Source organism: Acidiphilium sp. PM (assembly GCF_000219295.1).
Taxonomy (GTDB): Bacteria; Pseudomonadota; Alphaproteobacteria; order Acetobacterales; family Acetobacteraceae; genus Acidiphilium; species Acidiphilium multivorum.
On the sequence record NZ_AFPR01000487.1, the window covers coordinates 1 to 14735 of the forward strand.

Annotated in this window: 14 protein-coding genes; 10 read left to right on the forward strand and 4 right to left on the reverse strand. The window is 68.5% G+C overall.

Annotated elements, in window-relative coordinates; genetic code table 11:
- On the forward strand, positions 1–493 hold a 493-nt coding region (locus APM_RS15200; RefSeq protein WP_007424264.1), incomplete at its 5' end, for a hypothetical protein.
- 66 nt (positions 494–559) lie between these two features.
- Here APM_RS15200 and APM_RS15205 read toward each other — a convergent pair.
- Positions 560–2053, reverse strand: coding sequence for a CoA-acylating methylmalonate-semialdehyde dehydrogenase (locus tag APM_RS15205; protein WP_007424265.1), 1494 nt, complete (start codon positions 2051–2053; stop codon positions 560–562).
- A 29-nt stretch (positions 2054–2082) separates the two neighbouring features.
- Here APM_RS15205 and APM_RS15210 point away from each other — a divergent pair, with 29 nt between their 5' ends.
- Both APM_RS15210 and APM_RS15215 read left to right on the forward strand, forming a co-directional pair.
- Positions 2083–3411 (forward strand): Zn-dependent hydrolase, encoded by a 1329-nt coding sequence (locus tag APM_RS15210; RefSeq protein ID WP_039888949.1) that lies wholly within the window; start codon positions 2083–2085, stop codon positions 3409–3411.
- 91 nt (positions 3412–3502) lie between these two features.
- Positions 3503–4108 (forward strand): Spy/CpxP family protein refolding chaperone, encoded by a 606-nt coding sequence (locus tag APM_RS15215; RefSeq protein ID WP_007424267.1) that lies wholly within the window; start codon positions 3503–3505, stop codon positions 4106–4108.
- Between the two features lie 73 nt (positions 4109–4181).
- Here the strand turns inward: APM_RS15215 and APM_RS15220 are convergent, their stop codons facing one another.
- On the reverse strand, positions 4182–5984 hold the full coding sequence (locus APM_RS15220) for an NAD(P)/FAD-dependent oxidoreductase (protein WP_007424268.1): 1803 nt from the start codon (positions 5982–5984) through the stop codon (positions 4182–4184).
- A 165-nt stretch (positions 5985–6149) separates the two neighbouring features.
- On the opposite strand from APM_RS15220, the gene APM_RS15225 reads away from it, so the two are divergent.
- Positions 6150–6638, forward strand: coding sequence for a DsrE family protein (locus APM_RS15225; protein WP_007424269.1), 489 nt, complete (start codon positions 6150–6152; stop codon positions 6636–6638).
- 71 nt (positions 6639–6709) lie between these two features.
- On the opposite strand, the gene APM_RS15230 is transcribed toward APM_RS15225, so the two are convergent.
- Positions 6710–7507: an alpha/beta fold hydrolase gene (locus APM_RS15230; RefSeq protein ID WP_007424270.1), complete on the reverse strand. Its 798-nt coding sequence runs from the start codon at positions 7505–7507 to the stop codon at positions 6710–6712.
- A gap of 204 nt (positions 7508–7711) precedes the next feature.
- Positions 7712–9550: a heavy metal translocating P-type ATPase gene (locus APM_RS15235; protein ID WP_013641165.1), complete on the reverse strand. Its 1839-nt coding sequence runs from the start codon at positions 9548–9550 to the stop codon at positions 7712–7714.
- A gap of 157 nt (positions 9551–9707) precedes the next feature.
- On the opposite strand from APM_RS15235, the gene APM_RS15240 reads away from it, so the two are divergent.
- The 6 genes from APM_RS15240 to APM_RS15265 form a co-directional block, all read left to right on the forward strand.
- Complete coding sequence (locus APM_RS15240; protein WP_007424272.1) at positions 9708–9965, forward strand: hypothetical protein; 258 nt, start codon at positions 9708–9710, stop codon at positions 9963–9965.
- A 4-nt stretch (positions 9966–9969) separates the two neighbouring features.
- On the forward strand, positions 9970–10746 hold the full coding sequence (fabI, locus tag APM_RS15245; protein WP_007424273.1) for an enoyl-ACP reductase FabI: 777 nt from the start codon (positions 9970–9972) through the stop codon (positions 10744–10746).
- Between the two features lie 30 nt (positions 10747–10776).
- Positions 10777–12597 (forward strand): alpha/beta hydrolase, encoded by a 1821-nt coding sequence (locus tag APM_RS15250; protein ID WP_007424274.1) that lies wholly within the window; start codon positions 10777–10779, stop codon positions 12595–12597.
- Positions 12598–12609: 12 nt separating this feature from the next.
- Entirely contained in the window at positions 12610–14025 is a 1416-nt protein-coding gene (locus APM_RS15255; protein WP_007424275.1) for a bifunctional enoyl-CoA hydratase/phosphate acetyltransferase, read from the forward strand.
- A 14-nt stretch (positions 14026–14039) separates the two neighbouring features.
- Complete coding sequence (locus APM_RS15260) at positions 14040–14390, forward strand: carboxymuconolactone decarboxylase family protein (protein WP_007424276.1); 351 nt, start codon at positions 14040–14042, stop codon at positions 14388–14390.
- Between the two features lie 72 nt (positions 14391–14462).
- Positions 14463–14735: prepilin peptidase (locus APM_RS15265; RefSeq protein ID WP_007424277.1), on the forward strand; the 273-nt coding region annotated here is incomplete at its 3' end.

Sequence of the window (14735 nt, forward strand, 5' to 3'; positions counted from 1 at the left end):
CACGCCGGACAAGGCGAGCCGGGGCGCGCTGCCGCTGATGGCACTGGAGGAGCGCTCGGCGGCGGCGGCGGCGGCGCGGCTCGCCCGGCTGGATGCCGGGCGCTACCGCAGCTTCAACCTGCTCGTCGCCGATGCCGCCGGCGGATACGTCCTGCGCGGGTTGGAACGCGGCGCGCCGGAGACGATGCGGCTCGACCCCGGCATCACCATGATCACCCCGCACGACCCGAACGATCCGGACAGCCCGCGCATTGCCCGCTATCGCGGTGCGTTCGAGGCTGCCCCCCGCCCCGATCCCGCCGCCGATGCGTGGACCGCCTGGCGGGCGCTGCTGGCGGATCGCGCCCCGCCCGCCGACACTGCGCTCAATGTCGGCCCGCGTGGCGGGTTCGGCACCGTGTCCTCGGCGCTGATCGGTCTCGGCGGCGAACGCGCGCGCTTCCTTTTTGCTCCCGGTCCGCCTGACCGGACCGATTTCGCGTCGGTCATCTGAGGCTGGTTAAGCCGCGGATGGGCCGGCACAGGGCCGGCCCTGCAACAATCGGGCCGGTGGCTCTGCTTACCGCATGGTCGGAATCGCGAATTCGGCGCCGGCGCGGATGCCGGTCGGCCAGCGCGAGGTCATGGTCTTCAGCTTGGTGTAGAAATGCACGCCTTCATGGCCGTGCATGCCGTGATCGCCGAAGGCCGAGCGTTTCCAGCCGCCGAAGGAGTGGAACGCCATCGGCACCGGGATCGGCACGTTGATGCCGACCATGCCGACCTCGATCTGGTCGGCGAAGCTGCGCGCGGCGTCGCCATCGCGGGTGAAGATCGAGGTGCCGTTGCCGAATTCGTGCTCGTTGATGATCCTCACCGCGCCATCGAAATTCGCCTCGCGCACCACCGAGAGCACCGGGCCGAAGATCTCCTCGCGGTGGATCTTCATCCCGGGCCGGACATGGTCGAACAGGGTCGGGCCGACGAAATGGCCGTCCTCGTGGCCCTGCAATCTCAGGCCGCGGCCATCGACGACGAGGCGCGCCCCTTCCGCGATGCCGGCCTCGATATAGGATTCGACCTTCGCCTGGTGTTCCCTGGTGATCAGCGGCCCCATCTCGGCCTCGGGGTCGAGCCCGGGGCCGACTTTCAGGCTGCGCGCCCGGCTCGCGATTCGCTCGACCAGCGGGTCGGCGATGCCGCCCACCGCGACGGCGACCGAGATCGCCATGCAGCGCTCGCCGGCCGAGCCGTAGGCGGCGCCGATCAGCGCGTCGACCGCCTGGTCGAGATCGGCGTCGGGCATGACGATCATGTGGTTCTTGGCGCCGCCCAGCGCCTGCACGCGCTTTCCGTGATGCGAGGCGGTGCGGTAGATGTGCTCGGCAATCGGCGTCGAGCCGACGAAGCTGACGGCGGCGATGCGCGGGTCGGTCAGCAGCGCGTCGACGGCGGTACGGTCGCCGTTGATCACGTTGAACACGCCTGCCGGTAGCCCGGCTTCCTTCAGCAGTTCGGCGAGCAACAGGCCGGGCGAGGGGTCCTTTTCCGAGGGCTTGAGGATGAAGCAGTTGCCGCAGGCGATCGCCATCGGGAACATCCACATCGGCACCATCACCGGGAAGTTGAACGGCGTGATGCCGGCAACGACGCCGAGCGGCGCGCGGAACGAGTAGCTGTCGATGTTGGTGCCGACATTGCGTGAATAATCGCCCTTCAGCAGTTCGGGAATGCCGCAGGCGAATTCCACCACTTCAAGGCCGCGCACCACTTCGCCGCCGGCATCGGAAATGACCTTGCCGTGTTCCAGCGTGATCGCCTTCGCCAGCTCGTCCTTGTGCTGCTCGACGAGTTCCTTGAAGCGGAACATGATCCGCGCCCGGCGGAGCGGCGGGGTGGCGGCCCAGGCGGGGAAGGCGGCGCGCGCCGCGGCGATCGCCGCCTCGATTTCCGCCGCTGTCGCCACCGCCACCGCGCCGGTCTGCGCCCCGGTCGCCGGGTTGAAGACGGGCAGACGCTCCGCCCCCGTGCCCGCGACGGTCTCGTTGTTGATGAAATGACCGATTGTTTTCATGGCGTATCCCCGTTTTCCGTTGCGTCATAATGTTCCGTGTCGGCGCGGCTGCGCAAGGGGCGGTCTTGCGCGCCGGCGGCGCCGGAGGCCATCATGCCGGCATGACGCAAGGCACGAATTACCGGATCGATGGCGCCCGCCTCTGGCGCGCGCTGATGGACATGGCCGAGATCGGCGCGACGCCGAAAGGCGGGGTCAACCGCGTGACGCTGACCGAGGTGGACCGCGCGGGACGCGCCCGTTTCGCCGAATGGTGCGCCGCCGCCGGGCTCAGCCTGCGCACCGACACGATGGGCAACATGTTCGCCCGCCGCGAAGGGCGCGATCCGAACCGCTTGCCGGTGATGTTCGGCTCGCATCTCGACAGCCAGCCTACCGGCGGCAAGTTCGACGGCGCGCTCGGCGTTCTTGCCGGGCTCGAGGTGATGCGCACGCTCGATGAGCTCGGCATCGTCACCGAGGCGCCCCTCGAGCTGGTCAACTGGACCGATGAGGAAGGCTGCCGCTTCGGCCGCGCGATGATGGGCAGCGCGGTCTGGGCCGGCGTGCAGCCCGAGGCGGCGATCCGTGCCCTGCGCGACGCTTCGGGCGTGACCGTCGCCGAGGCACTGGCCGCGATCGGCGCCGAGGGAGCGGAACCAGCGACCCATCGCCCGGCCGATGCGTTCTTCGAACTGCACATCGAACAGGGGCCGTTGCTCGAGGCGGGAGGTGAGGCGGTCGGCATCGTCACCGGCGCGCAGGCGCAGGTCTGGTTCGATATCGTGCTGACCGGCCGCGACTCCCATGCCGGCACCACGCCGCCCGCCGCCCGGCGGGATGCGCTGGCCGGAGCCGCGGAGATCGTTCTCCTGGTCGAGCGGCTGATGCGCGAATGCGGTGAGTTGGGGCGCGGCACGGTCGGGCGGCTGAGCGTTCATCCCAACTCGCCCAACGTGGTTCCCGGCGAGGTGCGTTTCGCCGCCGAGTTCCGCAACCCGTCGGATGCCGAGATCGCCCGCCTCGCGCGGGAATTCCCCGAACAGGCGGCGGCGCTCGCCGCGGCGCGCGGGCTCGGGATCGTGGTGACCCCGGTTTTCCGCGTCGAGGCGACGCCGTTCGACGCCGCCTGCGTTGATCTCGTCCGTGAGGCCTGCCGGCGGCGCGGGCTGGCGGCGCGGGAGATGGTCTCCGGGGCGGGGCACGATGCTGTCCATATCGCCCGCGTGGTGCCCAGCGCCATGATCTTCACGCCCTGCAAGGACGGGCTGTCGCACAACGAGGCGGAATCGATCACCGAGGATGAGGCGGAGACCGGCGCGCAGATCCTGTTCGACGTGGTTCTGGCCCGCGCCAACCGCCCGCTCACGGCCGCTTGATCGAGGTCAACGACCGCAAATCATCTTGCTCCTAGCCTGTTCGCGTTGATGGACGCCGTTGGCGTCCCGCATCCGATGAAGGAGCATGTCCATGTTCAAGGTATGGAAGACCATGGCCGCCGCAGGCCTGCTGGCGGCGGGCACGGCGATGGCCGTGGCGCAGGGGCCCGGCGCTGGTCCGGGCGCCGGTTACGGCCCCGGAGGCGGCTACGGACCCGGCATGATGCAGGGCTACGGCTGGGCGCGCGGCGGTTTGAGCGGCAAGGCCGGGCGGCAGTTCGCCGGCGCAAGGCTCGACGTGCTGCGCGAGACGCTCAAGATCACCGATGGCCAGCGCCCCGCCTGGGATGCCTACGCCAAGGCCGTGACCGACGCGCAGCAGAACGTGTGGAACGGCGTGCGGGGGGTGATGCGGCCAGGCATGATGTGGTCGCTCTCGCCGGACCAGCGCCTTGCCTTGATGCAACAGATGTTCGACCTGCGGAAGAAGGCTTATGAAAGAGAGCAGGCGGCCGCGAAGGCGTTGTTGCCGCATCTGACCGACTATCAGAAAGGCCAGGCCAGCGTGCTGCTGCCGGGGCTTTCGAACATCGGCTACGGCTTCGGCATGGGGTATGGCCATCCCGGCTTCGGCGGTGGCGGTTGGGGCATGATGGGCGGCTATGGCGGGTATGGTCCGGGCATGATGGGGTATTGACGTCCCGCAAACGGCGCAGCCGGTGAGCCGTCCGGACCCGGTCCGGGCGATTCACCGGTGTGCCGGAGCCGGCTCAGCCCTTGTGGTAGACTTCCTGCAGCCCGTAGACCTTGCCGGCGATCCCTTCCATCCACGCCTTGAGCTGCAGCGCGAGATAGAGCGAATAGTGGCGCGACTGGTGCAGGTTGCCGCCATGGAACCATAGCGCGTCCTGCTGCGTCGGCTTCCACATGTTGCGCAGCTCGCCCTCCCACGGGCCGGGATCCTTCTTCGTGTCCGAGCCGAAGCCCCAGCACTTGCCGACCTTGTCCGCCACCTCCTGCGAAATCAGCTGAGCGGCCCAGCCGTTCATCGAGCCGTATCCGGTTGCGTAGACGATCAGGTCCGCGGGCAATTCGCTGCCGTCGCTGAACAGGACGGAATGGGGCCGGATTTCCTTCACCGAGACGCCCGATTTCAGTTTGATGCTGCCATTGGCGATCAGCTCCGATGCGCCGACATCGATGTAATACCCGGAGCCGCGGCGCAGGTATTTCATGAACAGGCCCGATCCGTCCTCGCCGAAATCGAGCATGAAGCCGGCCTTCTCCAGCCGTTCGTAGAGGCTGGCGTCGCGCCGCTTCATCTCTGCATAGACCGGCTTCTGGAAGTCGGCCATGATCCGGTACGGGATCGAGGCGAAGATCAGGTCCGCCTTTTCCGTGGTGATGCCGTTCGCCAGCGCCTGTTCGGAATAGAGCCCGCCGAGAGCGAGATCCATCAGTGTTTCCGAGCGTGCGATATGCGTGGACGAGCGCTGGATCATCGTCACGTCCGCGCCGTGTTCCCAGAGATCGGCGCAGATGTCGTGCGCCGAGTTGTTCGAGCCGATGACGATGCATTTCCTGCCGCGCCAGGCCTCGCCGCCGGGATGCTTGCTGGAATGGTGCTGCTGGCCCCTGAACTCGTCCATGCCCGGATAGTCCGGCAGGTTCGGCACGCCGGACATGCCGGTGGCCAGCACGAGCTGTTTCGGCCGCAGCGTGACAGGCTGGCCCTCGCGCATCACCTCGACCACCCATTCGCCCGCCGTCTGGTCATAGCGCGCGGAGGTCGCCTCGGTGCTGGTCCAGTAGTTCAGCTCCATGATCTTGACGTAGCTTTCCAGCCAGTCGCCGATCTTGTCCTTGGGCGAGAAGACCGGCCAGTGATCCGGGAAGGGCAGGTACGGCAGATGGTCGTACCACACCGGATCGTGCAGGCAGAGCGACTTGTAGCGCCGGCGCCAGGAATCGCCGGCGCGTTCGTTCTTCTCGATGATGATCGTCGGCACGCCGAGCCGGCGGAGCCGCGCGCCGAGGGCGATGCCGCCCTGGCCGCCGCCGATGATCAGGGCATAGGGCTGCTCGGTGTAGCCGAGGCTGGCGCGCTCGGCCTCGATCCGGTCGAGCCAGGAACTGCGGTCGCGATGCACGCCGTGCTCGGCGCCCATCGGGCGCGTGCGGCCGTGCCGTTCCTCATGGCCTTTCAGTTCGGTCATGGTGGTCAGCAGCGTCCAGCACTTGCCGCCCTTCAGGCGCAGATGACCCCGCCCGCGCGCCACTGCCGTCTCGAAGGTGAACCAGCCCTCGGTCACGCCGTCTGCCTCGGTCGCGATGTCGTCGATCGCGAAATGCCGTGGCTGCACCTCGCTCAGTTTCGCCTGAAGCATGTCGGCAATGCCGTCATGCCCTTCCATCGTCCTGATGTTCCAGGTGAAACTGACCAGATCCCGCCAGTAGCATTCGGTCCCGAACAGGGCGGCGACCTTGGCCGCATCGCCGCTGGCCAGGGCGGCCTCGAAATCGGCGAGCCAGCCGGAAACCGCGGTTGCAGCGGGTGAAACCATTGCGTCCATGGGCATTCCTCCATTCCGTTCCTGTTTTTGCCGATAAGAAACTGCTCCAGCCGGAGCGTCAATTAAGCTGTTCCCCCGGCGATGTTGCGCCTATGATCCACAACAGAACAGTTTTGCCTCGGCGGAACAGTTCTCCATCAACAAACGGATTGGGAGGAACAGTCCATGAAATCCGCTTTCGGTCTCGTGCTTGCCGTCGCCTGTGCCGTTCTCGCGTCGCGCGGCATTGCTCGGGCGAATCCCTCGATGCTGAACAACTTCAACTTCGATCATCCGACTTTCGAACATCCGCACGCCTTTGCCACCCATCACGTGGTGATCCAGGTCAGCCAGGGCGATCTGGCACGCTGGAATCTCGTGCTGAACAATGCACAGAACCTGCTGGAAGCATTCGGTAATGACAAGGTGCAAATCGTCGTGGTCACCTACGGCCCGGGATTGAAGATGCTGTTTCCGCACTCGCCCGTTGCGAAGCGGGTCGCGGCGATGGATCAGGAGGGAATCGAATTCGATGCATGCCACAAGACGATGGAGGCGATGGCGCGCAAGCTTGGTCACATGCCGAAACTGGAGCCCACGGCGATGATTGTTCCGGGCGGTCTTGTCCGGATCATGCAACTGGAAAAGGCCGGCTTTGACTATATCAAGCCCTAATGGACCGCCCCAGTAACGTGTCGATATCATAATGAAAACCGTCGCGCAGCATGGTCGCTGTCGCGGCGGGTTCACCTTTCCGGACGGAAAATCCGCATCAGGAAGCGAATGATCAGGCGCAACGCCTCGTCGCGCTGCGAGAGGTGGGGAGCGTGTCCTGCCCTGGCGATCAGATGGGTCTCGACCGGGCAGCGCGCATTCGCCGCCAGGAGCGCGAGTTGCGCCGGCGTGCCGTATTCGTCGTCGCTGCCCTGGACGGCGAGGACGGGTACCCCGATCGCCGGCACATGATCGTCGATCCGCCAGGCGCGGAATGCCGGGCTCAGCCAGGTGCGGTTCCAGCCGTAAAAGGCGTTGTCCGGGTCGCGATGGTGCCGGGCGAGGCGGTCGCGCAGATCGGTGGTTTCATAGGACCCGCGTGCGGCCTCGATCCGCGCGATCGCGATATCCTCGACGAAGAGATGCGGCGCGATCAGGATCGTTCCGCACAGCCGGCCATCCTGCATGCCCCCGGCATGGATGAGCGCGATCGACGCGCCGTCGGAATGCCCGAGCGTGATTGCGCGTGATATCCCGACGGCGTCGAGCAGGCGCGGCAGCACGCCGAGTGCCTCATCGTGCATGTAGTGCACCGGCCAGGGCAGCGGCGCGGGATCGGAACGGCCATAGCCGAACCGGTCATAGGCGAGCACCGTACAGCCGGTCGCGGCCGCGAGGGCGGGCGGGAAATCGCGCCACAGCGTGATGGCGCCGAGCCCTTCATGCAGCAAGACGATGGACGGCGCGTCGTCACGACCCCGCCAGCGCGCCGCGGCGATGCGCCGTCCGCCGACCCGCAATTCGAGATCCTCGCGCGCGGGCAGGGTCATGGCCCGGCCGGCGTGCCGGCGGCCGCAACGTCGCACCCCATCGCCGAGGATCGCCCCGCATCTGCCGTCACGTCATGTCTCCGCCCAGATCCCGCGATCGGTGCTCCGCCGTTCAGGAGATATCATGATCCACAATTCGGGCGATCGCGCAAAGGATCACGCACCCGAAGGGCGGGCCGGCTGCGCGGCAATCCGGCCCGGCCGCTATCGCCCGCCGCCGCCGAGCGCGCGCAGCGCGTTCAGGATGACCGCCACGTCGATTGCCTCCTGCAGCAACGCGCCGGCAACCGGGGGCAGGTAGCCGGCCGCCGCCACCGTCATCGCCAGCATCGAAAGTCCCATGCCCGCGACGATCGATTGCAGCGCGATGAACCGCGTGCGCCGTGCGATCGACACCGCCTCGGCGACGCGGTCGAGCCGGTCGAGCATCAGCACCACCTCTGCCGCTTCTGCCGCCGCCGCGGCGCCGCGCGCGCCCATGGCGATGCCGATATCCGCCGCCGCCAATGCCGGCGCATCGTTGATCCCGTCGCCGATCATCATCGTGATGCCGTGAGCGCGTTCCTCCCGCGCCCTTCCGATCTTCTCCGCCGGCGACAGCGCGGCATAAACGGCATCGAGCCCGAGTTCGGCGCCGACCCGCGCCGCCGGTTCCGGCCGATCGCCGCTCAGCATCACCAGCCGGCGGAAGCCGAGATTGCGGAGCGATGCGATCAGCGGCCGTGCATCCGGCCGAATCGCGTCGGTCAGCGTGATCGCGCCCGCCGGCTGGCCGTTGACGGCGACCCAGGCGGTCGCCTCGGCACCATTGGCCCGCGCCGCGACATGCCCGTCTTGCGGCAGCGATATTCCCGCCGTCTCGAACATCCGGGCGCCGCCCACCATCACCTGGTCGGCGCCGACCAGGCCGGAGAGGCCGAGACCCGGCGTTTCGGTCACGTTGACGGGCGTGACCAGCCGGCCGGCCGCGCGCCCCGCGGTGACGATTCCCTCGGCCACGCCGTGCTGCGAAACCTGTTCGAGCGAGGCTGCGAGGCGGAGCACCTCGGCCGGAGAAAACCCGTCCAGCGCCGCGAGCCCGGTCATCGACGGGGTGCCGGCGGTCAGCGTGCCCGTCTTGTCGAAGAGGGCGATGTCGGCGCGGGCAAGGCGTTCCAGCGCGCCGCCCCCCTTGACGATCACACCGCGCCCGGCCGCCCGCGAAATGCCGCAGATCAGCGCGACGGGCGTGGCCAGGATGAGCGGGCAGGGGGTCGCGACCACCAGCACGGCGAGCGCGCGCACCGGATCGCCGCTCGCCAGCCAGGCGGCGATGCAGACCGTGAGGGTCACGCCGAGAAAGCCGAGCGCCCAGCGATCGGCCAGCCGGGCCATCGGCGGGCGTTCGCGTTCGGCGGCGGCGACGAGCCGGATCACCGCGGCATAGGTGCTGGCATCCGCGGTCGCCGTCGCCCGGAGCGAGAACGGCCCGCCCGCGTTCAGCACGCCGCTGCGCACGGCATCGCCGGCGTGCCGTGTCACCGGCAGCGGCTCGCCGGTCAGCGCCGATTCGTCGAGCGTCGCGGCGTCACCCAGCGCGCCGTCCACCGGCACCACCTCGCCGGGCTTGACCAGCAGATTGTCGCCGATGACGACGGCGCCGGCGGGAATGTCCTCGATCGTGCCATCCGTGTGGCGATGCGCCGTGGTGGGTGTGCGTCCGACCAGGGCGGCAAGTTCGCGCCGGGCGCGCGCCCCGGCATAATCCTCGAGCGCCGCGCCGCCCGCCACCATCCCCGCGATGATCACGCCCGCCAGATTCTGCCCGAGCAGGATCGAGCCGATGATGGCGAGCAGCGCGATCAGGTCGACGCCCAGCGCGCCGCGAAGCAGCCCGGCCGCGAAATCGACGGCGACCTCGGCGGCGACCAGAATGGCCGGCGCGATCCACAGACCGGCCGCAAGCCGTTCCTGTCCCGCGAGCCGTGCCGCGAAGCCGAGCCCGAGACCCAGCCCCACCACGACCGGCGCCAATCGCCGCAGCCCGGCGCGCCACCCCATCATGCCTCCTTTCAGCCGGCCCGCCGGAGCGTCCCGCGGACTCGTGTAACATGACGATATGAACATATCGGGACAGGCCCGTTCCCGGCTTGACCTGCATCAACGACGCCAGCCAGACTGCGTGCCACCAGTGACGCCTCGGGGAAGAAGGAGGTTCACAATGACCAGCACTCTCAACTCGAAGCATGCGAGCGAACCCTCGGGCGCCTTCCTCGCATCGAGCTTTTCGCCCGTCCTGTTCGAGACGATGGCCGGCAGCATGATGCGCGTGGCCGAAGCTGAATTCGCGCTGATGCAGGCGATTTTCCAGGCCCAGTTCGGCGTGATGGAGGCCATGCTCCGCGCCGGCATTCCGTCTTCGGGCGGCCAGCAGCCGCCGGCCGCGGCCCGCCGGGAGACCGACCGGACTGCGGCCTGAGCCGATGGCGCCTCCCGTCGTCGATCTTTCCGGCAAGGTCGGGCTCGTGCTCGGCATCGCCAACGAGCATTCGATCGCCACCGGCTGTGCCCGCGCCTTTGCCGCCGCTGGCGCGCGGTTCTGCGCAACCTATCTGAACGACAAGGCGAAATCCTTCGTCGAGCCGGTCACGCGCGGCCTGCCCTGCGAGATGCTGCTGCCCTGCGACGTGCAACAGGAGGGGGCGCTCGAGACCGTTTTCGACACGATCGCGCGCCGCTGGGGCAAGCTCGATTTCCTTCTTCATTCCATCGCCTTCGCACCGAAGGCCGACCTGCACGCCAGGCTGATCGACTCCTCCACCGCCGGGTTCGCCCAGGCGATGGATGTCTCGTGCCACTCTTTCATCCGCTGCGCGCGCCTTGCCGAGCCGCTGATGCGCGCCGGCGGGGCACTGCTCTGCGTTTCCTATGAAGGGTCGATCCGCGTGGTCGAGCATTACGACCTGATGGGGCCGGTGAAGGCAGCGCTGGAATCGAGCGTGCGCTATCTCGCGGCTGAACTCGGCCCGCAGGGCATCCGGGTGAACGCCCTCTCGCCAGGTCCGATCGCTACACGCGCGGCCAGCGGCATCGACCATTTCGACGATCTTCTGGCCGAGGCCGCGCGCCTCGCGCCCGAACACCATCTGGTGACGATCGAGGATGTCGGCGGCCTCGCCGCCTTTCTCGCCAGTCCTGCCGCCGGCCGCATCACCGGCACGGTCGTCCCGGTCGATGGCGGCCAGCACATCATGGCCTGATGATCTCCACCCTGCGAGGATACGTGTAAAGTGACCACCGAAACCAGCCGCTCCCGCACCACCGGCCACGCGAAACCGCCGGCCGAAGCCGCCCGGGCCCGGGTCTCGGCCCTGCCGCCGCCGGCGCCGCCCGCCTCGGTGGCGCCGAACGAGCCGGTCTCCACCACCGATGCGCTCGACCGCTCGCTGCATGCGGCCGAAGCACGGCTGACCGCAGGCCTCGCCCCGGCCGGCATCGCGCTCGCCTGGCGCGACTGGGCCGTGCATCTCGCCAACCAGCCGACAAGGCGGATGGACCTTGCCCGCCGCGCGATGGAGGACTGGGCGGCGGTCTGGCGCGTCGCCTTTGGCCTCGAGGAGGCGGTGACGCCGCCCTGCGACAACGACCATCGCTTCGATCATCCCCGCTGGCAGGACATGCCCTACCGGCTCTACAAGGAGTATTTCCTCCGGATGGAGCGCTGGTGGCACGATGCGGCGACGGGCATCGCCGGGGTCGACGCCGCGCATGAACGCATCGTCGATTTCATGATCCGCCAGGCGCTGGATGCGGTCGCCCCCGCCAACCTGCCGATGCTCAACCCCGAGGTCGAGCACGCGGCCCGCGAGAGCCGCGGGGATTCGGTCAGGGCCGGCCTGCGCAACCTGCTCAAGGACACCGAGATCGCGCTGAACCAGGAGAACCGGCTCCCGCTCGCGCCGGGGCGCGACGTGGCGGTGACGCCGGGCAGGGTGGTCTACCGCAACCGGCTGATCGAGCTGATCCAGTACAGCCCGGTGACGGAAACGGTGCGGCCGGAGCCGGTGCTGATCGTTCCGGCCTGGATCATGAAATACTATATCCTCGATCTCTCGCCGGAGAATTCGCTGGTCCGCTACCTGGTCGGGCAGGGCTACACGGTGTTCATGATCTCCTGGCACAATCCGGACAAGGAAGACCGCAACCTTTCGCTCGACGACTACCGCGCCGATGGCGTGATGGCCGCGCTCGACGCCGTCAGCGCCATCACCGGCGCGCGGAAGATCCACGCCACCGGCTACTGCCTCGGCGGCACGCTGCTCTCGATCGCCGCCGCCGCCATGGCCCGCGATCATGACAGCCGCCTCGCCTCCGTCACGCTCTTCGCCGCGCAGACCGATTTCACCGAGGCCGGCGAACTCCAGCTCTTCATCACCGAGGCGCAACTTGCCTTCCTGGAAGACCTGATGTGGCAGCAGGGCTATCTCGACACCAAGCAGATGGCCGGCGCCTTCCAGATGCTGCGCTCGAACGACCTGATCTGGTCGCGCATGATCCGCCGCTACTTCATCGGCGAGCAGGAACATCCGAACGACCTGATGTCATGGAACATGGACGCGACGCGCATGCCCTACCGGATGCACGCCGAATATCTGCGCCATCTCTTCCTGCACAACGACCTCGCCGAGGGCCGGCTTTCCGCCGGCGGCCGGCCGGTCGCCATCGGTGACATCGACGTGCCGTTCTTCGTCGTCGGCACCGAGCGCGACCACATCGCGCCATGGCATTCGGTCTACAAGCTTCACCTGCTCAACCGCGGTCCCATCACCTTCGTGCTGACCTCCGGCGGGCACAATGCCGGCATTGTCAGCGAGCCGGGCCACCCGCATCGCCACTACGCGATTCTCGATCGTTCCCCCGGCGAGCCCTATCTCGCGCCGGAGGCGTGGCAGGACGAGGCGCCGAAGCATGACGGTTCCTGGTGGCCGGAATGGGTCGCCTTTCTCGGCGCTCGTTCCGGCCCGCCGGCCGCGCCGCCGCCGCTCGGCCGCGAGGAGGCCGGCTACCCGGTGCTCGGCGCAGCACCCGGGCACTACATCCACGAACGCTGACCGGAGGCCGCCATGAACGATATCGCGCCGGTGCCCGCCTCCCTCGCGGCGCCGATGATCGAGAACCGCACCTTCGACGAGCTGAAGGTCGGCGATACCGCGAGCGTGCGCCGCATTCTGCGGGCCGATGACATTGCGCTGTTCGCCTATATCTCAGGAGACATCAATCCGGCACATCTCGACCCCGACTACGCCCGTGGGGACATGTTCCACCACATCATCGTGCACGGCATGTGGACGGCGGGCCTGATCTCGGCGGTGCTGGGCACCAGGCTGCCCGGGCCGGGCACGATCTATCTCGACCAGAGTCTGCAGTTCCGCGCCCCGGTCGGGCCGGGCGACGAGATCACCGCGACGGTGACGGTCACCGAGCTCGAGCCGGCGCGGCATCGGGTCACCCTCGCGTGCACGGCGGTCAACCAGTCGGGCACCGAGGTTCTGCGCGGCACCGCCCTGGTCGCGGCGCCGACCGAGAAGGTGCGGCGGCCGGCGATGCCGCTGCCGGAAGTGCGGCTCAGCCGGCACGAGCGGTTCAACGCGTTGCTGGGCACGGCCAAGGCGCGCGGCCCGCTGGCAACCGCCGTGGTGCATCCCTGCGACGAGGTCAGCCTGCGCGGCGCGCTCGATGCCGCCGCGGCCGGGCTGATCGTGCCCATCCTGGTCGGGCCGGAAGCGAAGATCCGTGCCGCCGCCGAAAAGGCCGGGCTCGATCTTGCTGACATGCGGATCGAAGCGGTGCCGCACAGCCACGCGGCCGCCGCCCGCGGCGTCCAGCTCGTTCGCGACGGCACAGCGAAGCTGCTGATGAAGGGCGCGCTGCACACCGACGAGCTGATGCACGAGGTGATGCTGGCCGAGAACGGCCTGCGCACCGGACGGCGGCTGTCGCACGTCTATGTCATGGACGTGCCGAGCTATCCGCGCCCATTGCTGGTGACCGATGCGGCGATCAACATTGCCCCTGATCTCGCGACCAAGCGCGATATCGCCCAGAACGCGATCGACCTTGCCCGTGCCATCGGGATCGAGTCGCCGCGCCTCGCCGTGCTGTCGGCGGTGGAGACGGTGAACCCGGCGATGCCCTCGACCCTCGACGCCGCGGCACTCTGCAAGATGGGCCAGCGCGGCCAGATCACCGGCGGCATCATCGACGGCCCCCTCGCGTTCGACAATGCGGTGAACGCGCGCGCCGCGGCCGAGAAGGGAATCGAGTCGCCGGTCGCCGGCCGGGCGGACATCCTGCTGGTGCCGGATATCGAGGCCGGCAACATGGTCGCCAAGCAGCTCACCTTCCTGGCCGGCGCCGATGCCGCCGGCGTCGTCGTCGGCGCGCGCATCCCCATTGTTCTGACCAGCCGGGCCGATGACGCCCGCACCCGCCTGGCCTCCTGCGCCTTGGCGCTGATGCTGGCTGGCACGTCCGACTGAAGGAGCCGATACCGATGATCGAGGACTGGAGCGCGCTGATCGGCGCGATGAATGGCGGTGTCGCCGACCTGCGCAAGGCGGCGCCGGAGGCGATGGCCGGCTTCTCGGCCCTGGCGAAAGCCGCCTGCGCGGGCGATGCGCTCGACCGCAAGACCAAGGAACTGATCGCGCTGGCGATCGGGGTGGCGACGCGCTGCCAGCCCTGCATCGCCTATCATGCGCGCGATGCCGCCCGCGCCGGTGCCACGCGCGCCGAAATCGCCGAAACGCTCGGCATGGCGGTCTATATGGGCGCCGGTCCCTCGGCGATGTATGCCGCCGAGGCGCTCGAGGCATTCGATCAGCTTTCCGGGCCGCCGCGTTAACCCATCCTTGGTCATCGCCTGCCAATCTGCGCCGCATCAACAGCGGCGCCGCCGCAAGCCTCGGACAGGTGGATGGATCATGTGGTGCAGATCGCGATGCTCGTCCCGCTGGCGTTTGCCTGCTGGCAGGACCTGCTGCTGCGCCGGATTCCCGACGGCGTTCCGGCCACCATGGCCCTCGCCGGAATATTTCTCCGGCTTCGAGACGGTTTTCAGCCCCTCGGCGTGAGCCTTGCCGTGGCCGCGGTGTTGTTCGCGGTGCTGTTCGCCGTCTATCTGCGCCGGTCGATCGGCGGTGGCGACGTGAAACTGATCGTGGCGCTTGCCCTCGGATACGGGCCGCTG